At 70.7% G+C, this 23,799-nt stretch carries 22 protein-coding genes; 5 read left to right on the forward strand and 17 right to left on the reverse strand.

Annotation, left to right across the window (positions count from 1 at the left end; translation table 11 throughout):
* The first annotated feature begins 154 nt into the window (after positions 1-154).
* On the forward strand, positions 155-1,303 hold the full coding sequence (locus ACFWPA_RS18200) for an alkaline phosphatase family protein (protein ID WP_378571317.1): 1,149 nt from the start codon (positions 155-157) through the stop codon (positions 1,301-1,303).
* A 76-nt stretch (positions 1,304-1,379) separates the two neighbouring features.
* On the opposite strand, the gene ACFWPA_RS18205 is transcribed toward ACFWPA_RS18200, so the two are convergent.
* The 4 genes from ACFWPA_RS18205 to eccCa form a co-directional block, all read right to left on the reverse strand.
* Positions 1,380-1,670, reverse strand: coding sequence for a WXG100 family type VII secretion target (locus ACFWPA_RS18205; RefSeq protein WP_378509429.1), 291 nt, complete (start codon positions 1,668-1,670; stop codon positions 1,380-1,382).
* 40 nt (positions 1,671-1,710) lie between these two features.
* Positions 1,711-2,025, reverse strand: a complete 315-nt coding sequence (locus tag ACFWPA_RS18210) for a WXG100 family type VII secretion target (protein ID WP_378571319.1) — start codon at positions 2,023-2,025, stop codon at positions 1,711-1,713.
* Between the two features lie 145 nt (positions 2,026-2,170).
* Positions 2,171-3,493, reverse strand: a complete 1,323-nt coding sequence (locus ACFWPA_RS18215) for a type VII secretion-associated protein (RefSeq protein WP_378571321.1) — start codon at positions 3,491-3,493, stop codon at positions 2,171-2,173.
* Positions 3,475-7,446: a type VII secretion protein EccCa gene (gene eccCa, locus ACFWPA_RS18220; RefSeq protein ID WP_378571324.1), complete on the reverse strand. Its 3,972-nt coding sequence runs from the start codon at positions 7,444-7,446 to the stop codon at positions 3,475-3,477. Before eccCa ends, ACFWPA_RS18215 begins: the two co-directional genes overlap by 19 nt.
* A 209-nt stretch (positions 7,447-7,655) precedes the next feature.
* Here eccCa and eccD point away from each other — a divergent pair, with 209 nt between their 5' ends.
* A complete protein-coding gene (gene eccD / locus ACFWPA_RS18225) occupies positions 7,656-9,086 on the forward strand; it encodes a type VII secretion integral membrane protein EccD (RefSeq protein ID WP_378571326.1) in 1,431 nt (476 codons plus the stop codon).
* Positions 9,086-10,438 (forward strand): type VII secretion-associated serine protease mycosin, encoded by a 1,353-nt coding sequence (mycP, locus tag ACFWPA_RS18230; protein ID WP_378571328.1) that lies wholly within the window; start codon positions 9,086-9,088, stop codon positions 10,436-10,438. The genes eccD and mycP overlap by 1 nt, the downstream gene beginning before the upstream one ends.
* On the opposite strand, the gene eccB is transcribed toward mycP, so the two are convergent.
* Entirely contained in the window at positions 10,411-11,856 is a 1,446-nt protein-coding gene (eccB, locus tag ACFWPA_RS18235; RefSeq protein ID WP_378571330.1) for a type VII secretion protein EccB, read from the reverse strand. The two genes, mycP and eccB, sit on opposite strands and share 28 nt — an antisense overlap.
* A 138-nt stretch (positions 11,857-11,994) precedes the next feature.
* Between eccB and eccE the strand changes: the two genes are divergently transcribed.
* Positions 11,995-13,584, forward strand: coding sequence for a type VII secretion protein EccE (gene eccE / locus ACFWPA_RS18240; protein WP_378571332.1), 1,590 nt, complete (start codon positions 11,995-11,997; stop codon positions 13,582-13,584).
* Here the strand turns inward: eccE and ACFWPA_RS18245 are convergent, their stop codons facing one another.
* The 4 genes from ACFWPA_RS18245 to ACFWPA_RS18260 all read right to left on the reverse strand — a co-directional run bounded on the left by ACFWPA_RS18245 (position 13,585) and on the right by ACFWPA_RS18260 (position 17,744).
* Entirely contained in the window at positions 13,585-14,148 is a 564-nt protein-coding gene (locus ACFWPA_RS18245) for an NADPH-dependent FMN reductase (RefSeq protein ID WP_378571334.1), read from the reverse strand.
* 77 nt (positions 14,149-14,225) lie between these two features.
* Positions 14,226-15,164, reverse strand: coding sequence for an Ig-like domain-containing protein (locus ACFWPA_RS18250; protein ID WP_378571336.1), 939 nt, complete (start codon positions 15,162-15,164; stop codon positions 14,226-14,228).
* A 118-nt stretch (positions 15,165-15,282) separates the two neighbouring features.
* Positions 15,283-16,992, reverse strand: a complete 1,710-nt coding sequence (locus tag ACFWPA_RS18255; RefSeq protein ID WP_378571339.1) for an Ig-like domain-containing protein — start codon at positions 16,990-16,992, stop codon at positions 15,283-15,285.
* A 176-nt stretch (positions 16,993-17,168) separates the two neighbouring features.
* The gene (locus ACFWPA_RS18260; protein ID WP_378571341.1) at positions 17,169-17,744 is read right to left on the reverse strand and encodes a TetR/AcrR family transcriptional regulator; all 576 of its coding nucleotides are present in this window, start codon (positions 17,742-17,744) and stop codon (positions 17,169-17,171) included.
* 53 nt (positions 17,745-17,797) lie between these two features.
* Between ACFWPA_RS18260 and ACFWPA_RS18265 the strand changes: the two genes are divergently transcribed.
* Entirely contained in the window at positions 17,798-18,940 is a 1,143-nt protein-coding gene (locus ACFWPA_RS18265; RefSeq protein ID WP_378571343.1) for an acyl-CoA dehydrogenase family protein, read from the forward strand.
* Between the two features lie 68 nt (positions 18,941-19,008).
* Here the strand turns inward: ACFWPA_RS18265 and truA are convergent, their stop codons facing one another.
* The 8 genes from truA to infA all read right to left on the reverse strand — a co-directional run bounded on the left by truA (position 19,009) and on the right by infA (position 23,695).
* Positions 19,009-19,896 (reverse strand): tRNA pseudouridine(38-40) synthase TruA, encoded by an 888-nt coding sequence (truA, locus tag ACFWPA_RS18270; RefSeq protein ID WP_378508094.1) that lies wholly within the window; start codon positions 19,894-19,896, stop codon positions 19,009-19,011.
* Positions 19,897-19,898: 2 nt separating this feature from the next.
* Positions 19,899-20,396, reverse strand: a complete 498-nt coding sequence (gene rplQ / locus ACFWPA_RS18275) for a 50S ribosomal protein L17 (RefSeq protein ID WP_378507965.1) — start codon at positions 20,394-20,396, stop codon at positions 19,899-19,901.
* Between the two features lie 33 nt (positions 20,397-20,429).
* The gene (locus tag ACFWPA_RS18280) at positions 20,430-21,494 is read right to left on the reverse strand and encodes a DNA-directed RNA polymerase subunit alpha (RefSeq protein WP_378507966.1); all 1,065 of its coding nucleotides are present in this window, start codon (positions 21,492-21,494) and stop codon (positions 20,430-20,432) included.
* A 117-nt stretch (positions 21,495-21,611) separates the two neighbouring features.
* Positions 21,612-22,217, reverse strand: a complete 606-nt coding sequence (gene rpsD, locus ACFWPA_RS18285; protein ID WP_378507967.1) for a 30S ribosomal protein S4 — start codon at positions 22,215-22,217, stop codon at positions 21,612-21,614.
* A 26-nt stretch (positions 22,218-22,243) separates the two neighbouring features.
* Positions 22,244-22,657 carry a 30S ribosomal protein S11 gene (gene rpsK / locus ACFWPA_RS18290; protein WP_005239680.1) on the reverse strand — a complete coding sequence of 138 codons (414 nt, stop codon included), beginning with the start codon at positions 22,655-22,657 and terminating at the stop codon, positions 22,244-22,246.
* Positions 22,657-23,028: a 30S ribosomal protein S13 gene (gene rpsM, locus ACFWPA_RS18295; protein ID WP_378507968.1), complete on the reverse strand. Its 372-nt coding sequence runs from the start codon at positions 23,026-23,028 to the stop codon at positions 22,657-22,659. The genes rpsK and rpsM overlap by 1 nt, the downstream gene beginning before the upstream one ends.
* A 253-nt stretch (positions 23,029-23,281) precedes the next feature.
* Positions 23,282-23,395, reverse strand: a complete 114-nt coding sequence (gene rpmJ / locus ACFWPA_RS18300; RefSeq protein WP_003938068.1) for a 50S ribosomal protein L36 — start codon at positions 23,393-23,395, stop codon at positions 23,282-23,284.
* Between the two features lie 78 nt (positions 23,396-23,473).
* Complete coding sequence (gene infA, locus ACFWPA_RS18305) at positions 23,474-23,695, reverse strand: translation initiation factor IF-1 (protein WP_003418601.1); 222 nt, start codon at positions 23,693-23,695, stop codon at positions 23,474-23,476.
* Between the last annotated feature and the right edge of the window lie 104 nt (positions 23,696-23,799).

Here is a 23,799-nt window from a genome sequence, read left to right on the forward strand (position 1 = left end):
TCCCGCACCTCTCGGTCCGGGTCGGTGTCCGTGTCGCTCTGACTCGACAAAAGTTACGTGACTGATCGGCAGTCCGCAAATCGCCTGGTCACAGCTGCCAAACTCGCGCGGTTCACGGCGAGACGGCGCATCGGCCCGCCGCTAGCCTTGGGTCATGTTGCTTGCTCCGCAGTATGGGCGGGAATCACTGTCCGATCTGGTTCCATCGGTTCTGGCCGAACTCGGTGTCCCCGGCGAGGTCAACCGCATCGGCCTGGACCTGTCCGGCATCAATCGCGTCTGCGTCCTCGTGATCGACGGACTGGGGGCCGAGCTGCTCGCCGAACACACCGCGGACGCGCCGTTCCTCACCTCCGCCGGCGCCATCCCCGTGCTCACCGCCGGATTCCCCACCACGACCGCGGCGAGCCTCGCCTCTATCGGAACCGGTCTGCCCTCCGGTGAGCACGGGGTCGTCGGCTACCTGATGGCGGTGCCCGGCGAGGACCGCCTGATGAACCCGCTGAGGTGGCGGTTGCACGGTGAGGGGCCGAAGGTGGATCTGCTGCGTGAACTCGTCCCGGAGGAGTTCCAGCCGACCCCGACCGCGTTCGAGCGGGCGGCCGCGGGCGGCGTCACCGTCGCTCGGGTCGGCCCCGCCTATCAGGGGGCGTCCGGGTTGACTCGCGCCGCGCTGCGTGGTGGCGAGTTCCGCCCGACCTTCTCGATGGGCGATCTCGCGGACGCCGCGATTGCCGCGATGCTCGACGGTGACCGCGCGCTCGTCTACGCCTATCACGGGGAACTCGACCTCACTGGGCACGCGCGCGGCCCCGAGTCGACCGCGTGGACGCTGGAACTCGGGCAGGTCGATCTGCTGGTCCGGCAGATCGCGTCCCGACTCCCGTCGGACGGCGCGCTGATCGTCACCGCCGACCACGGGATGGTGCAGGTCCGCTCCCCCATCGACATCGATCGCGACGCCAGCCTCCAACACGGTGTCCGGCAGATCGGCGGTGAACCGCGGGCCCGGCACGTGTACACCGAGCCTGGCACGGCGGACGCCGTGCTGACCCGCTGGCGGGACCGTCTCGCCGACGGATTCGCGGTGTACTCCCGCGCGGAGGTCATCGAACGCGGCTGGTTCGGTCCGACGGTCAGCCCGGCGGCCGAGCAGCGGATCGGCGACGTGATCGCGGTCGCGACCGGTGACGGTGCGCTGATCCGGCGCGGGTCGGAACCGTTGCAGTCCATCCTGATCGGACATCACGGGTCGCTCACCTCCGCGGAACTACACGTCCCGCTGCTGGTGTTTCGGCCCTGAACCGGGTCCGGGGACGAGGACGTCCCCGGTGGCTCTCCTCCACCGGGGACGTCCTCGCTCATGAACGCGGTACGGGTCAGGCCCAGCTGGCCGCCGCGCGGTTGTTGGTTGCGTTCATGTCGTCGTTGCCCGCACCGACAGCGCGGCCGATCGCCTCGAGCACCTGGTTCAGGTCGTTGGCCGCGGCATCCCACTTCGCCTGCTGGGCCTGGTAGGCCTCGGCCGCCGAGCCCTCCCACTCCGCGACGAGCGGAGCGAGGAAGCTCTTGAGGTCAGCGAGCTTGCCGTTGATGTTGGCACTGCTGGCCGCGATGTCAGCACGGGCCCCGTCGATGGCGCCGAAGTCGTACCGCATGGTCCCACTCATGTTGTCCCCCTGGACGAGTCGTTCGATCGTGTTGGGCAGGTCAGAGATTGAGGCTGCCGCCTACGCCGGTAATCGCGCTGACGTGATCGTCCTGCGTCGCGGCGAACGCAACACCGTTGGCACGGATGTTCTCGCTGATCGCCAGCAGCGACTCGTTCAGCCGCTTCGCGCTGTCGTCCCACCGCACCATCAGGTTGTCGAAGGCCAGTTTCGCCGCACCCTCCCACGCGCCGTTGACCGCCGTGAGCCTGCCCTGCAGCGAGGTCAGCAACCCCTGGATGTCACCGTTGACGTCCCCCACGTGCCGCGCGGCGGCCTCCATGGTTTCGGTGGTCGTCCTCATCTGACCGCTCATGCACCCCTCCTGATTCCTGTCGCGTCCGTGGTGTCGGCCCGGGTGGGCTGCAGTCGGTCCGCGCCTACACCCTCTTGGACGCAGTGGCATCGGGGTTCGGTTCCGCCCGATCCCGACGAGTTTCGGGCCGCCCGAACGGTGGCGGTCAGCGTGGTGCGACGGTGACCGAACGGCCGACGCGGTCGCAGGCCGGTTCCAGGTCGACCAGGAGGTCGGGCGACGCCTGGCATCCGAGGCTGACCTGAAGTCCGTCGATGACGAACACGTGCCAGCGCACCTGCGAGTCCGGTTCCGGGAACTCGCGGTACGCGAGGGCGTCCCGGGAATCGAGGTTGACGCGGCCCAGTTCGCCGAAGGTCCCCGGACGTTCCGCGATCCGGCCGGCGAGGGTACGGGCCACCGCGTCAAGGTCGGCGCCGGGGTTGAGTTCCTTCTGTGCCAGCAGCATTCGGGCCGGGTGCCCGTCGGCTGGCCTGAGGTCGATCCGATCGGCGCGGCCGGTGGCGCGCTGCTCCCAGCCGTCCGGCACCGTGATCGACGCCCGGCCGGACGCCATCCGCGGCGGCTCGGCGGGGACCGGGTCGGGTGCGGCGCCGGGCAGGATCCAGGCGGCGCCCGCGGCGAGCACCCCGACGAGGAGGATGCCGACCCCGTACGGGCGGGCGCGACTCCGCCGCGTCGGCGACGGTTCCCGGTCCGGGCGCGGCGGACCGGCCAGTTCGACGCCCCACGCGTGCGCGGCGGCCGCGACCGCCGCACCCCGCACCTCCACCGCCCTCGGCAGCCCGTCCCAGCCCCGGTGGAGTTCCACCGCGAGGCGGGCCGCGGGCGGCTCACCCGTGACCGCCACCCATGCGGGCACCTCGGGCCAGGCAGCGTGCAGCATCGTCACCAGTTCCGGTGCTGCGTCGTCTGTCTCGACGAGGTCCCGGGAACCGATCGTGTCGATGACGAGGTGGGCACTGCCGACCGTCGCGGCGGACCCCAGCTCCCCGACCTCGACCACGATCCCCGGTTCCTCGGCACCGACGAGGCGCCGCACGGCGTCGGCGACGGCGATCACCCGCACCTCGCGGGCCACCGCGCGTCCCGCCGCGGTCAGCACGCGCCGCCTGCGGATCCCCCAGCCGCTCGGGCAGGTCAGCACCAGCAGGCCGACCGGAACGGCGGCCCCGACCGCCGCTATCCCGTGCGCGAGCACCGCGGCCAGCACCTCCGGCATCGGCACGGCGGTCTCCCCGAGCAGGAGCACGTCGTCGTCGACGAACAGCGCCGGGGACGACTCGAACGCGTCGTCCCCCACCGCCATCGAGCGGTCGACGCCGACCTCGAGCCCGCCGTCGGCAACGAGCACCCCCGCCGGGCGGTGCGCCGACCGGTCACCCCGGTGCACCCACATCGTGGAGTCGGTGAGGTGGACGGCGGTCACCGCGGCCGCGCGATCCGCGGTCACAGCGGCGGCAGCCACGCGACCTGGATCGGCGCCGTGCCCGCCCGGGTCACCAAAGTTGCTCGCCCGGGCGGCATGTCAGTGGGTCGTGCGGTGCCGATCAGGTTGCCTTCGTCGCGGCTGCCGCTCATCACGAGCCCGGTCGGGACCAGGTCGCGCAGTCGGGCGATGACCGGTTCGTACAGTGCGCGTCCGGCGCCGCCGGAGCGGCGGGCGACGATCAGATGCAGGCCGACGTCCTTGCCGTGCGGGAGATAGTCGAGCAGCGGCAGCAGCGGGTTTCCGCCCTGCGTGGCGACCAGGTCGTAGTCGTCGACGATCACGTAGATCTCGGGCCCGCTCCACCACGATCGGTCCCGGATCTGTTGCGGTGTCAGGTCGGGGCCGGCCATCCGGGCCTCCAGTACTCCCGCGAGTTCGGTGATCATCGTCGTGAGGGTCGGCGCGTTGGCGGCATAGCCGGCGAGGTGGTCGCCCTCGACCGCGCCGAGCATGGTGCGGCGGTAGTCGGCGAGAATCAGTTTCGCCTGCCGCGGAGTGTTCGACTCGACGAGTCCCGCGCAGATCCCGCGGAGCAGTGTGGTCTTGCCCGCTCCGCCGTCCGCAAACACCAGGGTGTGCTGGTGTTCGTCGAAATCCATGTGGACGGGGGCGAGGGCGGCCTCGTCGACGCCGATCGGGACCCGCAGGCACGGTCCGTCTCCGGCAGGGGGCCAGTCCGGGATGCGGGCGAGGACGTCCTCGCGCGGGCAGCGTTCCGGCAGCATCCGGACCGCCGGAGCGGCCGGGTCGTCGGTGCCCGCAGCGATCCGGGCAACAGCGTCGGCGACGCCCGCAGTGAGGTCCGCGGAGCCGGAATGCCCGTCGATGCGGGGCAGCGCGGTCAGCAGGTGTAGCCCGTCGGCGGTCATTCCGCGACCGGGCCGCCCCTCGGGCACGCGGGCGGCCTTGACCCGCCCAACATCCGAGTCGGACGGGTCGCCGAGGCGCAGTTCGATGCGGGTGCCCAGCTGGTCCTTGAGTGCGGGCCGGATCTCGGCCCAGCGAGATGCGGTGACGACGACGTGGACGCCGAACGAGAGTCCCTGCCCGGCAAGCGCACCGATCTGCGCCTCCAACGGTTCGAAGTCCTGCCGAATGCCGGGCCAGCCGTCGACGATGAGGAAGACGTCTCCGAACGGGTCGGCGTCGAGAGCGGCGGCCGCCGGGGCGGATGCGGCGCGGATCCGGCGGAACTCGGCCATCGAGTCGATCCCCAGTTCCCGGAAGCGTCGTTCCCGATCCCGGACCAGGGCGGCCATCTCCGCGACCGTGCGGCGGACCCGGTCGACGTCGAGGCGGTTGGCGACCGACCCGACGTGCGGCAGGGCGGCGAGTCCGGCAAGGGTGCCGCCACCGAAGTCCAGGCAGTAGAACTGCACCTGGCGCGGGGTGTGGGTCAGGGCCATCGACAGGATCAGGGTGCGCAGGGCGGTCGACTTGCCCGACTGCGGACCGCCGACGACGGCGACGTTGCCGCGTGATCCGGACAGGTCGACGACGAGGTGGTCGCGGCGCTGATCGAACGGGCGATCCACGATTCCGATCGGCGCCCGCAGCGCCACCTCCCCGGCCACCCGCGCGACGGGCGGCGGCAGCAGCGTGTCGAGGGTCGGCGGGGCATCGAGCGGCGGAAGCCACACCTCGTGGGCGGGTAAACCGCGCCCGCGGACCTGGTCCACGACCACGTCGAGGATGGTACGTCCGCTGTCGGTCTCCGGGTCCGGCTCGTCGACCGGCGCTGGCGGCCCGAGCGGTTGCTCGTCGAGGACCGCCGCGGCGCTGAACGGGCGCGGCCGCAGGTCGGCGGGCACCGTGGATCCACCGGCGCCGCGGCGTGCGGATCGCCTGCGGTACGGCCCGGACACATATGCGGTAGAGAACCGGACGATCTCCGCCGAGTCGCACTTGAGGTAGCCGACGCCGGGCGTTCCCGGCAGGTGGTAGGCGTCGGGGACACCGAGCACGGTGCGAGACTCATTCGCGGAGAAGGTCTTCAGACCGATCCGGTACGACAGGTGGGAGTCGAGGCCACGCAGCCTGCCCTCGTCGAGGCGCTGGCTGGCGAGCAGCAGATGGATGTGCAGGGAGCGGCCGAGGCGTCCGATCGCAACGAACAGATCCGCGAACTCGGGTTGCTGGCTGAGCAGTTCGGAGAACTCGTCGACGACGATGAACAGCGCGGGCAGCGGAGCCAGGTCGGCGCCCGCCGCCCGCGCCTTCTCGTAGTCGGTGACGTTCGCGAAGTTGCCTGCGGCGCGGAGCAGTTCCTGCCTGCGGGTCATCTCCCCGGCCAGCGCATCCCGCATCCGGTCCACCATCGCGAGCTCGTCGGCGAGGTTGGTGATCACCGCGGCGACGTGCGGCACGGCGTCGAGGCCGAGGAAGGTGGCGCCGCCCTTGAAGTCGACCAGGACGAGGTTCAACGCCTCCGGGGAATGCGTGGCGATCAGCCCGAGGACGAGGGTACGGAGGAACTCGGATTTCCCGGAACCGGTTGCGCCGATACATAACCCGTGTGGACCCATCCCGTTCTCGGCCGCCTCCTTGAGGTCGAGCTCGACGGGGCTGCCGTCCGATGCGACGCCGATCGGGACGCGCAGCCGGTCCCGCGGGGCGCGGGGCAGCCAGGCGTGAGCGGGGTCGAGGGTCGCGAGGTCCGGGAGGCCAAGCAGGTGTTGCCAGTCGGCGGCAGCGCCGGACTCGTCGCCCCCGTCGGCGGAGGTCGGGGTGGCGAGCCGGAACGGTGCCAGGCGGCGGGCAGCGGTCTGCGCCTGGTGGGTGCTGATCCCGTCCGCGACGGCGAAGGTCTCGACACCGGATCCGCTGCGCGCGCCGAGCGAACCGCCGGCGAGCACCAGCTGGATGCCGCGGGTCGCGGACAGCGTCGGGCGGTATCCGCCCAGGTCGAACACCGTCACCGAGTCCAGCCCGTCGTCGAGGATGCCGGACGCCGAGGCGATGCCACCGTCGAGCACGACGACCACCTGCGGCACCCCGGCGGTCGCGGGCGCCGTCCGGGAGTACCGGGCCCGGGTCGCCAGGTGCGAGCCGAGCATGTCGTCCAGTTCGGCGAGCGAGCCGTACACCATCCGCCCGGTGCCCGCACCGTCGTGGCGGTCCGGGTGCTGCGCGTGTGGCAGCCACTTGACCCATTCCCACTCCGCTGCGGTGTCGGGCCCGCAGACCACGACGACCTGCACCTGGTCCGGTCCGTGGAAGGTGCACAGCTGCACCAACATCGACCGAACCAGGGCCCGGGTGGCGATGCGGTCGCCCTCGAAACCGATGGCAGCGAAGCCGCGCAAGGCGACCGCGGTCGGCAGTTCGGGCACGACGGAGTGGGTGCGGACGAAGCGTCGTAGCGACACGGCGGCGACCGGCTCGAGGTCCTCGACGGGGCCGGTTTCCGGGGCGACCAGGCGCGTCGCGAGCCGCTGACTGCCAAGGCCGACCCGGACGTGGCAGTGGTCGGGGTCGGTGATGCGGCGCTCCCACATCCGATGGGTGCCTGCCAGGGTCCACAGGTGCTCCGGCTCGGGGTGGCTCCAGTCGAGGGCCGCCCGCTGACGCTCGGCGGTGTCGTAGACGTCGCGGCGAAGCTGGTCGAGGTAGCGCAGGTAGTCCTTGCGGTCCTCGTTGGCCTCCGCTGCCCGCGCGCCCGCACCGCGTCCGCCGGCGAGCATCCCGAGCATCGAGACCACCATCATCACCGGGAACAGCAGCGACATCGGGTTCGACGCCATGCCGGAGGTGAACATCAGGGCGACCATGCCGAGCATCGCGACGACCATCACGACGGGCAGCATCTTGGTCAGCAGGTTGCCGGGGACGACCTTCGGAATCTCGGGGGGCGGCTGCAGGCTCACCTCACCGCCGGGGGTGCGCGGCACCTCGGTTCGTGCCTTGCGCACGAAACGGACAGTGACCATGCGCGATCCCCCCCTCGCGTCGATGCCGCGCCGACTTCGGCGACCATCTGTGTGCGCCGTCCTCTCCCCTGGACCGCGCCTCGAGCGTTGGACAGTAGCGCACACCCGGTGTGACCCGCGACCCCATGGCGTCCGCGGACTGCCGTAGAGTGCGCGCAGTTTCGTTGTGGGACACGCGGGTGGGGACCCGTGTGCGAGGGGGGACGCAAGTGACGAATGTTGTGAGTGGGGGATCCCGGGCGGATCTGTGTCGACTGACGGTCCTGGCCGACAACGTGCAGGTGGACCTCGCCCTGCCCGCGGGCGCACCGCTGGTGCTGCTGATCCCCGAGATCGTCGCGATGATCGACCTGCGCCGCGACGCACCGGACGCGATCGAGCTCCGAGTCACGGCAACGGAGTGGACGCTGGGTCGGCTCGGGCACTCCCCGCTGGACCCGACCGGCACGCTGGGCGACCTCGGGGTGCGCGACGGCGAACTGCTGGTGCTGCAGGCCGCGGACCGGCGGGCACCGGCGCCGCTGTTCGACGACCTGATGCACAGCGTTGCCTCGATCGAATCCAAGACCTTCCCCCGATGGACGCCGACCTCCGCCCGAGTCACCGGATCCGTTGCGGCACTGGCGTTGACGTTGATCGGTACGGTCGGCCTGCTGGTCGCGCGGTTCAGCGACGACGGACTGGTTGGCATGGTGCTTGCTGCGGCGGTGGCGGCGCTGCTGGTCGTCGCGGGCACCGTCGTCGCCCGCGTCTACCGGGACGACGCCAGCGCGGTCACGCTGTGGGGCGCGGCGCTGGCCCCGTCGTTCGCCGCTGGCGCGCTGGTGGTGCCCGGGGTGCCGGGCGCACCGAGCCTGCTCCTCGGCGCCGTCACCTGCGGTGCGGTCGCGGTCCTTGCCGCGCGGGCGAGCGGGACGGGAGCACCGATCGCGGTCGCGACGGCGGCTGTGGCCACCGCCGCGGCGGCCGCAGCAACGGTCGCGGTCCTGACGGCGCTGCCGCCGACGGCGATCGGGGCCGCCGTCACGGCGGGCGCGCTGGTCCTGCTCGCCGCCGCGCCGCGCCTGTCGATGCTGCTCGCGAAGCTCCCGCTGCCCCCGGTGCCGTCGCCCGGATCCCCCCTCGACACCGAGGAGCTCCCGGACGCCGGTCCCCTGCCGTCGTTCGTTGGGCTCGAGGCACGGGCGACCCGGGCCCGGCGCCTGCTCACCGGGCTGGTTGCCGCGGCGAGCGTCACCACCGTCGCCGCGGCCCTGACGGCCGCGGCCGCGTTCGGATCGGGCGGAATCGCCTGGCCGGGAGTAACTCTGGCCGTGGTGGCGGCGGTGGTCCTGATGCTGCGCGGGCGAACGTACGCGAGCCTCGCCCAGGCGGGCACGCTCATCGGGTCCGGCACCGCGATCCTGCTTCTGCTGCTGACCGGCGCGGCGGTCACCGACCCGGCACTGGCGCCGATTGTGTTTGCCGTCGCGGCCCTCGGGGTCGGGGTCGCCCTCGCGTTCGGCGTCCTCGCGCCACGACACGACTTCTCGCCGGTGCAGCGCCGCGCGGTGGAACTGCTCGACTACGCGGCGATCGCGGCGATCCTGCCCCTCGCCTGCTGGGTTGGCGGCCTGTTCGCGGCGATGCGCGGCCTGTGATGGGCGTCCTGCGGGCCGTCGTGCTGATCGCCGCGATGGCCGTCCCGTTCGTGGGATCCGGCAGCGCGGCGGCGGTCGCGCCACCCACGATCGATCCCGGCGGCCTGCCGCCCGGTGACCTGCCGCCTGTGCAGTCGGAGCTGCGCGACCCGTGCCCCGCCACCACCCCGGGATCCGACCCGGCGCTGGTCCCCGCACCGCAGCGGGCCCTCGACCTGGAATCGGTGTGGCCGTTGAGCACCGGACGCGGCCAGCTGGTCGCGGTGATCGACACCGGCGTCGAGCGCCATCCCCGGCTGCCCGGGTTGATGCCCGGCGGGGACTTCGTGTCGACCGGCGACGGCACCGCCGACTGCGACGCGCACGGCACCCTCGTCGCGGGCCTGATCGCGGCAACACGGTCGGACGCCACCGGGTTTGCTGGTGTCGCGCCGGACGCTCGGATCCTGACCATCCGGCAGTCGAGCAACATCTACCGGCAGGTCGGCGCCGCCGACGCCGACGGACGCAATGCGCGCGGCGTCGGCAATCTGACCACCCTGGCATCGGCGGTCCGTCGGGCGGCGGACCTCGGCGCAACGGTCATCAACATCTCCGAGGTCGCCTGCGTACCACCGGGTTTCGGCGATCATCGGGCGCTCGGCGCGGCAATCGACTACGCGGCCCGGATCCGGGATGCGGTGATCGTCGCCGCGGCAGGAAATCTGGACGCGTGCAGGCAGTCGAACCCGGCACCGGATCCGGCTAGGCCGAACGCGGACCCCTGGGCGCAGGTCACCACCGTCGCCACACCCGCCTGGTACGACGACCGGGTGCTCGCGGTCGGGTCGGTGGACCCGGACGGCGCCCCGTCGGAGTTCACCCTGCCCGGCCCGTGGGTGGATGTCGCTGCCCCCGGCACCGGCATCACCTCGCTCGACCCGCGGCGACCTCGGGATGCCGGCCTCACCGACGCGGTGAACGGCGGTCCCATCGAGGGCACCAGTTTTGCCGCGCCGTACGTCGCGGGCACGGCGGCGCTGGTCCGTGCGCGGTTCCCGGAACTCACCGCGGCACAGGTGATCGCGCGAATCGAGCGGACCGCACACGCCCCGGCCGCCGGGTGGGATCCGTACGTCGGGCACGGCGTCGTCGATCCGGTGGCCGCGGTCACCGCGCCGGACCGGGAGCCGGTGACGTCGCCGCGGTCGGTGACGGTGCCGGCTCCGGCCGCGGCACCACCGCCCGACACCCGGCCACGCACGGTCGCGATGGTCGGGGCGGGGGTCGTCGCCGTCCTACTGGCGCTCGGTGTGCTCGCCTCGTTTCCGTTGCGTCGCCGGTTTCAGCGCGCAGACACATCCATCGGCTGAGCGTCCGGCGCGACGCCGTCGTGTGCGAGGAGGGCGGCCTCCCTGCCGAGGGCGGGGCCCGGCGCCAACAGCGACAGGATCGGCCACGGGGCGGCCACCGGGTCCCCATCGAAGCCCAAGAGCGTTGCTGTGTCTGCGTTTTCGATGCCGTACCGCACCCCGGTGTCGGCGACGAAGAACAGTGCTCCCTGCCGTTCACTGGATGGCGCGGCACCGGTCGCCTGCACGAACGCCCCGGGCCCGGGTCGAACGAAGAACAGGTCCGCGTTGTCCCCGATTCCGTCGCGCTGCGCCAGGGTCACCGGACGCGCATCGGCCGGCAGCGGCAAGGCTGTTCCCGCGGCGACAGCGACGGTGGCCCGTACTCCCCCGTCCCCCGGCACCGGTCGCCAGGACAGGCAGCCGACCGGGTCGTTCGCGTCGTCGACGATCCGCGGCGCGGTGTCCGGGAACGTCTCCACCGCCAGCGCCGTGGAGCGCGGTGGTCCCGCCACCGCGTCCGGGGTGACCGTCGCCATCCCGGTCGCGCCCTGCGAGTCGGCGTACCGGATTAGGTCCGCGGTGGCCCGGCCGATCCGCTGCAACCCGTCGGCGAGGACCACGTAGTAGCGGGTCTCCTTGGCATCCTGCACCTGCACGACCGAGCCGATCGGGTTGCCCCCGAATGGGTACGACGGCTGCGTCCCAGCATCACGGATGACCGGCGGGGCCAGCGCGGGCGCCTCCGGGATCGCGGCGAGCAGGCCGGCGCTGACCGGTCGGGGCACCTGACCGTCCAGGTCGAAGGCGAGGGTAACCGCGGCGTCGCCGAGGTCGACGCGACTGCGGGCGCCCTCGTGTACCAGGTAGGTGCCTGCGGTGCCCTGCACCAGCAGCGCCTCCTCCCCGGCGAGCTCCCGCACCCCGCCGGGGAGGTCCGGGCCGCCCGCAATGACGGCGGTGGTCACGGCGCGGGCCCCGCCGGCGATCGAGTCGCACACCGTCCACCCGCCCGGATCGCCCTGCGACAACGCCGACGGCGCGCCGGGGATGCCGAGCAGCGGACCGCGCGGGCGCGCTCCCAACTCGGACTCCTGCACCGAAACCGGGGCGTCGGCGGCGCCGACGATCAGCCGTGCGGAGGCCAGGTTCAGGACCGGATGCAGGGTGCCGTCGAGATCGACGAACATTGCGCCGGAATCCTTTCCAACCACGATCCGGGCGTCACCGATCTTGTCCTGCGGGCGAATGAGGGCCAGCGCCGCGCATCCGGCCACCCCGATCACGGCGAGCAGAGCGCCCACCGCGAGGGCCCGCGACTGGCTGCGCATCGGATCGTGCAGCATCCGCACGTCCCTGCGCACCAGGGCATGTTCCATCCGCCGGACCAGAAACCGGTATCCGCTGACCTGCCATCGAGTCGTCGGCTGTGCTGCCATGTTCCCTCCCCCACTTGGCGCGCACTACGGGGGCACAGAGTACAGTCCGCGGGAACCGTGGCGTGGGGGACGTCCAAACGGGGCAGGGGGATGATCGTGATTCGTTGGCGCAGAGTGGGTGCGCGTCGCCGGACGTCCGTGCCCGTCGGTACCGTCGTGTCGGCGCAGGTCGCGGCGCTGGCCGTCGGGATCGTCGGGTCCGTCGCCGGCATGGCGTGGTGGCAGGCTGCGCTGACCGCAGTCGCGGTGGCGACACTCTGCCTGTGTCCGATGCGGGGCCGCACCCTGCTGGACTGGGGGTGGACCGCGGTCCGGTACCGCACCGGCCCCGGCGCCGACACCTCCGCGTTCACCGATGTGGACGCCGCGGACGGCGCGACGGTCGGGCTGTGCCGGGCGGCCGGGATGGTTGCAGCGGTGATCGAGGTGCAACCGGAACCGGGCGCGGTGACCCGACTGACCCGAGACACCGCCGATCACGACCAGCTGCTTCCGCTCCACATGCTTGCGAAATCCCTCACCCAGCACGATATTTCACTGTCCGGCATCGACGTCATCGCGCACGGACGGCGCAGCGACACTACGGCGTCGACGGCAGCCTGCTACGACGACCTGCTCGGCCCACTCGCGGCGGTCGCGCAGCGGACGGTCTGGGTGGTGGTGCGGTTCGACGCGAGCACCGAGTCCGCCGCGGTGGCGCGGCGCGGCGGTGGCAACGACGGTGTCGGGCGGGTGGTGTCGATCGCCGCGCAGCGGATCGTGCGGGCCTTAGACGTCGCCGGTGTCCGGGGCCGGATCCTGACGGCACCGGAGATCGCCGCCGCCCGGTCGGTGATCGCGGGCGAGCCGGACGAGCAGCACCGGTCGTGGCGGTACGCCGCGGTGCCGTCCGGCTGCAGCACCGGGCATGCGATCGCTCCGCGAGAAGTGAATGCCGCACTGTTGTCGACGATCTGGGCCACCGCCGCGCTGTCCACGACGGTGACGATCCGCCTGCGTCCGGGCCGGGCACGCGACGAGTTCCGGTTCGCGGCATCGTGCCGGTCGACGACGGGGGCGGCGCCCGCTGGCGGCTGCCGCCCCGAGTTGACGCCGACCGTCGGCCGGGACGTCGAGGCCCTCCGTTCCCACCTTCCCGGCGCGCCCGACGCTCTGGACGCGCTGACGCCGTTCGCGACCGTGGATCTCGCGTTCCTGGACGCGGTGCCGGTCGCCGCAGGCGGATGCGGTCAGCTGATCGGCTCCGACGCGGACGGGCGCGGCGTCACGGTGCGCGTCGTCGGGCCCGACATCGACGTCGTGACCGTCGCCGGGGATCCCTACCTGGCGCGTCAGGTCGTGCTGCGTGCCGTCGCGACCGGAGCGCGGATCGTGGTGCACAGCGAGCAGCCGCAGCTGTGGCGGCAGCTGGTCGGCGCCGTCGCGGACCCGGACCGGTTGCTGCTCGCCGCCCCCGATACCCCGGTCCCGCCCTGGGCAACTGCGGTGGTGCTGGACGGCGTCGGCCCCGACCCGCTGCCGCGCGGGGTGACGGCGATCCGCGTCCACCCGGATCCGGTACCGGTCGGCGGCACCCCAGTCTCGCTCGTCCGGGTTGGCGGGCACGACAACCGGGTAATCTTGTGGGCCAACGGAACCCGATACGATCTGACGCTGGTGACGATACCGGCAGAGACGGCCCTGCTCGGCAGCCCCCGGCCTGCGGGGGATCCGCTGCCCGCGCGGTGACTAGGCCGGATACGGTCGTTCGGCGCGCGCATCCCGCGCCGCGGCCGCCCACCAGGCGAGCTGGTCGAGCATCCGATCCGCGCCATCGATCGCGGCGCCGTCGGAGGTCTCCCCGTCCGCGTCGAACCGCTTGCGGGCCCGGTGGAAGCTGACGGTCTGACGGACCGAGATCATGTGCACCTCGGCGGCGACCAACCGCAACTGTTCGGTGGCGCGCAGCCCACCGGACAGCCCGCCGTAGGAGACGAACCCGACCGGTTTGGCGCGCCACTCCTCCTTCGCGGTGTCGATCGCGTTCTTCAGCGCCGCCGGATAGCCGTGGTTGTACTCCGGGGTGACCATCACGAACGCGTCCGCCGCCGCAACCCGACGCCGGAACCGTTCGACGTCCGGGGTGCCCGCGTGATCGAGCGGCAGCGGGGTGTCGGCGAGATCGAGCAGGACCGCGTCGAACGCCGGGTGCTGCCCGGCTCGGCGGAGGAACCAGTCGGCGACCACGGGACCGAAGCGGCCCTCGCGCACGCTGCCGAGGAGGATCTCGAGTCGGATCGGTTGGGTGGGCACGGCTCATCGAACCACGCCGCAACGAGTGCGGCCCCCCGACCGTCCGGTCGAGGGGCCACGTCCGGGGCCGGGTGAGGTCAGGAACCGAACGGCACCAGCGATGCCAGGCTGCCCGAACCGGCGCTGCCGGTGCCGCCGTCCTCGCCGCCGCTGTCGCCGTCACCGCCGCCGACCGGCGCGGAGGTGACCCGCACGGTCACCGCGGCGGCCTCGGAGCCGACGAACTCGGCTGCACCGGAGTAGATCGCGGTGATCGCATGCGCCCCCGCGGTGTCGAAGGTGTGCGGCAACTGCGCCGTCCCGGACGACACCGGGACCGGCGCGCCGATCGGGGTGCCGTTGTCCGCGAACTGCACGGTGCCGCCGGACGGGGCCGGGGTCACCGTCGCGGCGAGCGTCACCGCACCGCCGACGGTCGCGGCGGCGGGGGCGGTCAGCACGGTGGCGGTGGCGACGTCGGGCGCGTTGACGTCGACCCGCACCCCGATCGGGTTAAAGACCTGGCTGCTGTTCCAGCCACCGATGTCGAAGGCCAGTCCGCTGTCGACGACGCCGACCGCCGCGGTCGCGGGCACCCGGTAGGTCAGTTCGACGATGACGTCCTTGTTCTTCGCGACCAGCCGGTCGGCGAGCAGCCAACTGCCGGAGACGGTCACCGTGTTCTTCGCCGTGTCGACGGCCGGGGTGATCGTGGTCGTCGACGGGCCTGCGGTCAGCGTCGAGGAGGTGAGCTTCGCGCTGCCCGGCACGTATTCGAAGCCCGCGGGGTGCACGTCGGTGAACTTCGTCAGGTAGCGGTCCGCGCCGCCGGTCACCTCGAGGACCGACCGGTAGGTCACCGTGGCGCCGCGGTCAACGGCGCCCGGGGTGACACTCTTGGTCACCTTCACATTGTCGACGGTCTCGGTCGCGGTGGTAGCCGCCGAGGCGGTGCCACCCCCGATCCCGAGGCCCAGGGTCGCGAGGGCGGCGACGCCGAGGGCGGCGGCTCCTCGGCGCATCATCGGTCGGAACATGCTGTTCTCCTGTACTGCTGATGGATCGGTGTTCGGTGGGACCTGATCGGCCCCAGGTCGCGGTCCGGCGTTGACGGTGGCCCGCCCGGTGGGTGCCGGGCGGGCCACCGTCGACGGATCAGGACCCGAAGATGTTCTCCAGCGAGCCGCCGCCCTGGGCCGGGGCAGCGGACACCGTCACGACATCCGCCGCCGAGGTGGACGGGGTGAAGCCGGTTCCGCCCGAGTACACGGCGGTGATGTTCTTGGCTCCCGCCGTCGGGAACGAGTAGGACAGCGTCGCCTTGCCGTCGACGATGGGGGCGGGCAGGCCGATCGCCCGGTCGCCGTCCTTGAACTGCACCGTGCCGCCCGCCGCCGCCGGGGCGACCTGAGCGGTGAGCGTGACGGTCTGGCCAACGGTCGCGGCGGACGGGACGACCAGCGTGGTGGCGGTCTCGACATCCGTCGGCAGCGGCTCGGACACCGTGACCGTGACCGGCTGCGACGTGGAGTTCAGGTAGCCCGGTCCGCCGACGAACACCGCGGTGATCGACTTCGTGCCGGACGCGTCGAAGGTGTGCGAGAGCGATGCGGCGCCGTCGATGATCGCGACCGGCGCACCGATGGCGGTGTCACCGTCCTTGAACTGGACGGTGCCCTGCGCGGTCGTCGGCGTCACGGTGGCCGAGAGGTCCACTGCCGCACCGACCTTCGCGGTCGTCGGGGCAGCGGCAAGGACTGTGGTCTCGACGTCCACCGGCGCCGGATCGGTCACCGTGATCGACGCCGCAGCCGACGTGGACGTCAGGAATCCACCGGCACCCGAGTACACCGCGGTGATCGACCTGCCACCCGCCGCATCGAACGCGTGCGACAACGTCGCAACACCACCCGACACCGCAACCGGCCCACCAATATTGGCGTCACCATCCTTGAACTGCACCGTGCCACCCGCCGGAGCCGGGCTCACCGTCGCCGACAACTCCACCGCAGCACCGGTCACCGCCGACGCCGGCACCGCCAGCGCGGTGGTCGTCTCGACATCCGCTTCGGCGACGGTGACGGTCTGCGCCGCGGAGGTCGACTCGTTCGCGGAACCGGTGGCGAGGAACTTCGCGGTGATGCCGTGGTCGCCTGCGGTCGTCGGGGTCCACGCGATCGACACCGAGTTCCCGACCAGCGGGCCCGTACCGATCTTGGTGGTGCCGTCGTAGAACTCGACCGGGTTGCCCGCGGCGCCGCCGGTGACGGTCGCGGTCAGCTGCGACGACTTCCCGACCTTGGCGTCGGTGACCGCGGCGAGGGTGGTGGTGGACGCGTTCTTCGCGACGGTGATCGCCGGACCCTTGTCGTTGTAGGTCCCGGACCCGAGTCCGCCGGAGTAGTGCATCGACGTCGGCAACGCCGCGCCACGAGCACAGTCCGCGCCAACGGTGTAGGAGAACTCGAAGGTGTGCGACTTGGGCTCGATGTTCGGGTAGACCGTCCAGGACCCCTTGACCTTCGCAAAATCTGCGCCCTTGCTGTCGAGGCCCTGTGCCTTGCCGTCGACCTTCGCCGAGCCCTCGACGTAGGTCAGGCACGTCGGGTGCACGTCCTTGACCTCGTGCAGGATCTCGCTGCTGGTCCACGCCTTCCGCTCGAACTTCGTCGAGGTCGTGACGACCTCACCGACCGCGGGCATGGCGTTGCTGATCGTGCGGGTGAAGTGACTGTTCCCGTCCCACCAGTCCACCGATGCCGGCGCCGCGTTGGCTGCGCCGCCTCCGACAATCATCAGCCCCAGCGGCACCATCGCCGCCACACCGACCGCGGCGACCCCCCGACGCGCTTGTGAACGCGACATACTTTTCCTCCAGGAGTTGGGACGCGCCGGCCGGCGACGGTTGTCGTGAGCAAGCGCGAATTCCTGGTCATCTTAACCAGCTTGTAGCCGTACCGTGACCCATTCCGAAGAAAGTCTAGGACATCTGTCCAGGAATGTTTCCCCAGGTCAGCGTGCCCATAGAACGAGGGGCATCGCTATCTCAATAAGCCGTTGGTCACGAGAGAAGCGAGTTCCTGGTACGCCTGCGCGTCGTCCAGGCCGGTGGCGTCCGCGACCTGCCAGCGTTGAATTCGGACCATCGTCGCCGTCGTCACGTCCGCGACGAAGGCGGCGTGCGCGTCCCGGTACTCCCCCGCGGCGACCCCCTCGGTGATGAGGTCCTGCACGCGGCGCGCGGCGATGGCGGTATTGCGTTCGTACACCGCGCGGGCGACCTCGCTCGCGGCCAGGTCCGCCATGAACCGCGCCGACGCCGGGCGCAGCTGCGCACCGACCGCCTCGAGGTACGCCCGAATCCGGTCGTTGGCGCCCGCCTCGCCATCGAGTGCGCGCTCCACCCGCTCCGTCGCGGCCTTGAAGAAGTGCACGGTCGCCGTCCGCACCAGCTGTTCCTTGCTTGCCGCGAGGGAGTAGAGGGTGGACTTCGAGCAACGGAGCCGGGTCGCGATCTCGTCGAGGGTCAGGTGCGCGAACCCCTCGGCGAGTAGGAGCGCGACCAGCTCGTCGAGGAGCTGCGCGCGGCGGGCCGCGCCGCGAACCTGGGTTGCCATACCAATAACTGTACTGGAGTATCGTTCTCAGTACCGATTTGAAGGAGACCACCGTGCCCGTCGACCGCCTGCTCCCCACCCAGGAAGCGCACGACCTGATCGACCTCACCCGCGACGTCGCCGACAAGGTCCTCGCCCCGCGCGTCAACGAGTGCGAGAAGACCGAGACCTTCCCGGACGGCGCCTTCCCCGCGCTGGGTGCCGCCGGGCTGCTGAGCCTGCCCTACCCGGAGGAGTTCGGCGGCGGCGACCAGCCGTACGAGGTGTACCTGCAGGTGCTTGAGGAGCTGGCCGCGCGGTGGGCGGCGGTCGCGGTCGCGACCAGCGTGCACAGCCTGTCCTGCTACGCGTTGGCCACCCACGGCACCGAGGATCAGAAGTCGCGGTGGCTGCCGGAGATGCTCAGCGGCAACACCATCGGCGCCTACAGCCTGTCCGAGCCGCAGGCGGGATCCGACGCGGCCGCGCTCGCCTGCAAGGCCACCGAGGTCGACGGCGGATACAAGATCAATGGGTCGAAGGCGTGGATCACCAACGGCGGCAAGGCCGACTTCTACACCCTGTTCGCCCGCACCAGCGACGAGGGGTCACGCGGCATCTCCTGCTTCCTGGTCCCCAAGGACACCGAGGGCCTGAGCTTCGGCAAGCCGGAGGAGAAGATGGGCCTGCGGGCGGTCCCGACCACGTCCGCACACTACGACGACGCGTTCGTCCCGGCCGAACGGATGATCGGCACACCGGGGCAGGGCCTGCCGATCGCATTCAGCGCGCTGGACTCCGGCCGGCTCGGCATCGCCGCGGTCGCGGTCGGTCTGGCGCAGGGCGCGCTCGACGACGCCGTCGCCTACGCCAAGGAGCGCAAGGCGTTCGGCAAACGGATCATCGATCATCAGGGGCTCGGCTTCGTGCTCGCCGACATGGCCGCCGCCGTCGACTCGGCCCGCGCCACCTACCTCGACGCCGCCCGCAGGCGCGACGCCGGCCTGCCCTACTCGCGCAACGCGTCGGTGGCGAAGCTCGTCGCCACCGACGCCGCGATGAAGGTGACCACCGACGCCGTCCAGGTGTTCGGCGGCTACGGCTACACGCAGGACTTCCCGGTGGAGCGGTACATGCGGGAGGCGAAGATCACCCAGATCTTCGAGGGCACCAACCAGATTCAGCGCCTGGTCATCGCCCGATCCCTGGCCAGCTGACCGCACCACAACTGTGCGTGATTTTCACCCCGGTCGGGGTGAAAATCACGCACGGGCGCGAAGCGCACTCAGCAGCAGCCGCCGGGCAGGGTCCGGACCTCACGGGTGGCGGCGTTGCGGGCGGCGAGGTTCTCGTCGGCCGGGTAGTCGACCCGCACGAGGGAGAGCCCGTGCGCCGGCGCGACCAGCACCGAACTCGAACGTTCCCGCTCCTGCAGCAGCGCGGCGGTCCAGTCGACGGTGCGCCTGCCCTCCCCGACCGCGAGGACCGCACCGACCAGGCTGCGGACCATCGACCAGCAGAACGCGTCGGCGCTGACGTACGCGGTCAGGATGTCACCGTCACCGCGAGCGGAGTCATCATTCGACCGCAGCCAGTCGAAGCGTTGCAGGTCGCGGACCGTGGTCGCGCCCTCGCGGCGACGGCAGAACGCGGCAAAGTCGTGCAGCCCGAGCAGCGCGTGCGAGGCGGCCCGCATCGCGTCCAGGTCGAGCACCTTCGGCACCGACACGGTGTCCCTGGCGCGCAGCGGCTCCGCCCCGTAGCGCGCGGTGGTGACGCGGTACTCGTAGTGCCTGCGGATCGCGGAGAAGCGGGCATCGAAGGCGGCGGGGACCGGCGTGATCGCCTTGACCCGCACATCCGCGGGCAGGAACCGGGCGAGCCTGCGCACCAGGCGCTCCGGCTCCTCGATGTCCTGCGCGAGATCCAGATGCGCGACCTGACCACTCGCGTGCACACCGGCGTCGGTGCGGCCGGCAACGGTCAGCTGCACCGGCTGCCGCAACACCGTCGCGATCGCCTGCTCCAGCACGCCGCACACCGTCCGCAGCCCGGGCTGGCGGGCCCAGCCGGAGAAGTCGGTGCCGTCGTAGGTGATGTCCAGTCGAAAGCGAACGAACCCGCCCTCCCGGAGGGGAGTGACGGGTTCGTTCGCAGGTTCTGACGCGTTCAGCGTTAGTCCTTCTTGTCCTCGTCGGCCGCGGCCTCGGTGGACTCGGCCGGAGCGGCCTCGGTCTCCTCGACCTTGGTCTCCTCGGCCTTGGCCTCCTGCGACGCCTGGACGCGGCGGGCGCGATCGGCCTCGGAGGTGACCGTCTGCTCCTTGACGAGCTCGATGATCGCCATCGGGGCGTTGTCACCCTTGCGGGGGACGGTCTTGATGATGCGGGTGTAGCCGCCGTCGCGCTCCGCGTAGAACGGGCCGATCTCCGCGAACAGGGTGTGCACGACATCCTTGTTGCGGATCACCTTGAGGACCTCGCGACGGTCGGCGAGGGTGCCACCCTTGGCCTTGGTCACGATCTTCTCGGCGTACGGACGCAGGGCCTTGGCCTTGGCCTCCGTGGTGGTGATGCGGCCGTGCTCGAACAGCGCGGTCGCCAGGTTGGCGAAGATCGCCTTCTGGTGCGAAGCCGACCCGCCGAAGCGGGCACCCTTCTTGGGCTTGGGCATGATGAATCTCCTAGTAAGGACCCAGTGAGCTGGTTACAGCTGCTCGGTCTCGGCGTAGTCCTGGTCGTTGCCGTCGCCCTCGTTGAAGGCACCGGCATCGGTGTCGCTCCAGGTCCCGGTGGCGGCGTCGTAGCCGGCAACCGTGGACGGATCGAACGAGGCCGGGCTGTCCTTGAGGGACAGGCCGAGCGAGTGCAGCTTGACCTTGACCTCGTCGATGGACTTCTGGCCGAAGTTGCGGATGTCGAGCAGATCGGACTCGGTGCGGCCGACCAGCTCGCCGACCGTGTGCACACCCTCGCGCTTGAGGCAGTTGTAGGACCGGACCGTCAGGTCCAGGTCCTCGATCGGCAGCCCGAAGGACGCGATGTGATCGGCCTCGGCGGGCGAGGGTCCGATCTCGATGCCTTCTGCTTCGACGTTCAGCTCACGGGCCAGGCCGAAGAGCTCAACCAGGGTCTTGCCCGCCGAGGCGAGCGCGTCCCGCGCGGTGATGGAGTTCTTGGTCTCCACGTCCAGCACGAGCCGATCGAAGTCGGTGCGCTGCTCGACGCGGGTGGCCTCCACCTTGTAGGTGACCTTGAGCACCGGCGAGTAGATCGAGTCGACCGGGATGCGGCCGATCTCGGCGCCGGACGCCTTGTTCTGGACGGCGGGGACGTAGCCGCGACCGCGCTCGACGACGAGCTCGATCTCCAGCTTGCCCTTGTCGTTCAGGGTGGCGATGTGCAGATCCGGGTTGTTCACCGTGACGCCGGCCGGGGGCACGATGTCGCCAGCAGTGACGGCGCCGGGGCCCTGCTTGCGGACGTACATGGTGACCGGCTCGTCCTCTTCCGAGCTCACGACCAGGCCCTTGAGGTTCAGGATGATGTCGGTGACATCCTCCTTCACGCCGGGGACGGTGGTGAACTCGTGCAGGACGCCGTCGATGCGGATGCTGGTGACAGCAGCGCCGGGGATCGACGACAGCAGGGTGCGGCGAAGCGAGTTGCCGAGGGTGTACCCGAAGCCGGGCTCAAGGGGCTCGATGACGAACTTCGAGCGGTTGTCAGCGATGACCTCTTCGGTCAGGGTGGGTCGCTGCGAAATGAGCATTGGTTCTCCTCCTGTACGGGCGTCCGCTATTTGACGCCCACGTTGGATGGTGCCTTCGGCACCCGTGCGCGGCTTGCAGGTCCGAGGACAGGCAAACCGCGCACGGGCCGTGAGGCTTTACTTCGAGTAGAACTCGACGATCATCTGCTCCTGCAGCGGCACCTGGATCTGCGCACGCTCCGGCTCCTGGTGGACCAGGATCCGCAGGCGACCCGGGACGACCTGCAGCCAGCCCGCGTTGGGGCGCTCGGTGTAGGTCTCGCGGGCGATCTGGAAGGGCAGGGTCGCCAGCGACTTCTCCCGGACATCGATGATGTCGTACTGGGAGACGCGGTAGCTGGGGATGTCGACCTTCTTGTTGTTCACCAGGAAGTGGCCGTGGGTGACCAGCTGGCGAGCCTGACGACGGGTCCGGGCCAGGCCGGCGCGGTACACGACGTTGTCGAGGCGGGTCTCGAGGATGCGGAGCAGGTTCTCGCCGGTCTTGCCGGGGCGAGCGTTCGCCTCCTCGTAGTAGCGGCGGAACTGCTTCTCCATGACGCCGTAGGTGAAGCGAGCCTTCTGCTTCTCCTGCAGCTGGAGCAGGTACTCGCTCTCCTTGATCCGCGCGCGGCCGTGCTGGCCCGGCGGGTAGGGGCGACGCTCAAACGCCTGGTCGCCTCCGACGAGGTCGACGCGCAGACGACGCGACTTGCGGGTAACGGGTCCGGTATAACGTGCCATGTTCTTTTACCTATCCTTCCCGCTACTTAAACGCGACGCCGCTTGGGCGGGCGGCAGCCGTTGTGCGGCTGGGGGGTGACATCGGAGATGGTGCCGACCTCGAGACCGGCGGCCTGCAGCGAGCGGATCGCGGTCTCGCGTCCGGAGCCGGGGCCCTTGACGAAGACGTCGACCTTCTTCACGCCGTGCTCCTGCGCCTTGCGGGCAGCGTTCTCGGCGGCCAGCTGGGCGGCGAACGGGGTGGACTTACGCGAGCCCTTGAAACCCACGTGGCCCGACGACGCCCACGAGATGACGTTGCCTGCCGGGTCCGTGATGGACACGATCGTGTTGTTGAAGGTGCTCTTGATGTGAGCGGCACCGTGCGGGACGTTCTTCTTGTCCCTGCGACGCGCCTTCTGGGTCTTCTTGGGACCGGTGCTACGTGACTTCGGAGGCATTACTTCTTCTTCCCTGCGACGGTGCGCTTCGGACCCTTACGGGTACGCGCGTTGGTCTTGGTGCGCTGTCCACGCACGGGCAGACCACGACGGTGGCGCAGGCCCTGGTAGCAGCCGATCTCGATCTTGCGACGGATGTCGGCCTGCACCTCGCGGCGCAGGTCGCCCTCGACCTTGAGCTCCGAGCCCTCGATGTAGTCGCGGAGCTTGGTGAGGTCGTCGTCGCTCAGGTCCTTGCTGCGCAGGTCGGCGCTCACGCCGGTAGCCGCGAGGATCTCCTTGGAGCGGGTACGGCCGACGCCGTAGATGTAGGTCAGTGCGATCTCCATCCGCTTTTCGCGGGGAAGATCGACACCCATGAGTCGTGCCATGTGGCATTCCTTTTCGGTGTGCGGAGGTCTGCTCCCAGCCCATCCCCTGTGTCACCGCCGGTTCCGGGTGTCCCGATCCCGGCGGTACGTCTTTCAACTAACTCAGTGGGGCCCCGGCCTCCGTGCCGGGGGTGCACCGACGTCTGCCCGTGGATCCGTCACCCGAGGGTGTCGTGTCCGGTGGCCGTGAACGCCGGCAGGTGCTGGAAGGTCATCTGTGCTTGTTGCCAAGCAGATCTTCGAGAAGAGCGATCTAGCCCTGACGCTGCTTGTGGCGCAGGTTTTCGCAGATCACCATGACCCGCCCGTTGCGGCGGATCACCTTGCACTTCTCGCAGATCTTCTTGACGCTGGGCTGAACCTTCACGTCTGTCTGATCTCCTGTGTGTCGCCCACCGGTCGGTGGACATACCTCTCCCAGACCAGGGCCGGCCCGGGAAGCCTGTTACTTGTACCGGTAGACGATGCGACCGCGAGAAAGGTCGTAGGGCGACAGCTCTACGACGACCCGGTCTTCGGGCAGGATGCGAATGTAGTGCTGACGCATCTTGCCGCTGATGTGTGCGAGGACCTTGTGGCCGTTCTCCAGCTCAATGCGGAACATCGCATTGGGCAGCGGCTCGACAACTCGTCCCTCGACCTCGATGGCCCCGTCTTTCTTAGCCATATCCTCCGCGATCCGTTGGTGGGCATCGTTCTCCGTTACGGTGGTGCGGACGCGATGGAGAACCGGCCGCTCACTGCCTTCGAGTGCACCCCGAGAACGACGCG

Source organism: Rhodococcus sp. NPDC058505 (assembly GCF_042720095.1).
Lineage (GTDB): Bacteria > Actinomycetota > Actinomycetes > Mycobacteriales > Mycobacteriaceae > Rhodococcus_G.

Coding starts and splice junctions, on each gene's coding strand:
- ACFWPA_RS18200 (WP_378571317.1), top strand. CDS start 155: ATGTTGCTTGCTCCGCAGTATGGGCGGGAATCACTGTCCGATCTGGTT.
- ACFWPA_RS18205 (WP_378509429.1), bottom strand. CDS start 1,670: ATGAGTGGGACCATGCGGTACGACTTCGGCGCCATCGACGGGGCCCGT.
- ACFWPA_RS18210 (WP_378571319.1), bottom strand. CDS start 2,025: ATGAGCGGTCAGATGAGGACGACCACCGAAACCATGGAGGCCGCCGCG.
- eccCa (WP_378571324.1), bottom strand. CDS start 7,446: ATGGTCACTGTCCGTTTCGTGCGCAAGGCACGAACCGAGGTGCCGCGC.
- mycP (WP_378571328.1), top strand. CDS start 9,086: ATGGGCGTCCTGCGGGCCGTCGTGCTGATCGCCGCGATGGCCGTCCCG.
- eccB (WP_378571330.1), bottom strand. CDS start 11,856: ATGGCAGCACAGCCGACGACTCGATGGCAGGTCAGCGGATACCGGTTT.
- ACFWPA_RS18250 (WP_378571336.1), bottom strand. CDS start 15,164: ATGTTCCGACCGATGATGCGCCGAGGAGCCGCCGCCCTCGGCGTCGCC.
- ACFWPA_RS18255 (WP_378571339.1), bottom strand. CDS start 16,992: ATGTCGCGTTCACAAGCGCGTCGGGGGGTCGCCGCGGTCGGTGTGGCG.
- ACFWPA_RS18260 (WP_378571341.1), bottom strand. CDS start 17,744: ATGGCAACCCAGGTTCGCGGCGCGGCCCGCCGCGCGCAGCTCCTCGAC.
- rplQ (WP_378507965.1), bottom strand. CDS start 20,396: ATGCCCAAGCCCAAGAAGGGTGCCCGCTTCGGCGGGTCGGCTTCGCAC.
- ACFWPA_RS18280 (WP_378507966.1), bottom strand. CDS start 21,494: ATGCTCATTTCGCAGCGACCCACCCTGACCGAAGAGGTCATCGCTGAC.
- rpsD (WP_378507967.1), bottom strand. CDS start 22,217: ATGGCACGTTATACCGGACCCGTTACCCGCAAGTCGCGTCGTCTGCGC.
- rpsK (WP_005239680.1), bottom strand. CDS start 22,657: ATGCCTCCGAAGTCACGTAGCACCGGTCCCAAGAAGACCCAGAAGGCG.
- rpsM (WP_378507968.1), bottom strand. CDS start 23,028: ATGGCACGACTCATGGGTGTCGATCTTCCCCGCGAAAAGCGGATGGAG.
- infA (WP_003418601.1), bottom strand. CDS start 23,695: ATGGCTAAGAAAGACGGGGCCATCGAGGTCGAGGGACGAGTTGTCGAG.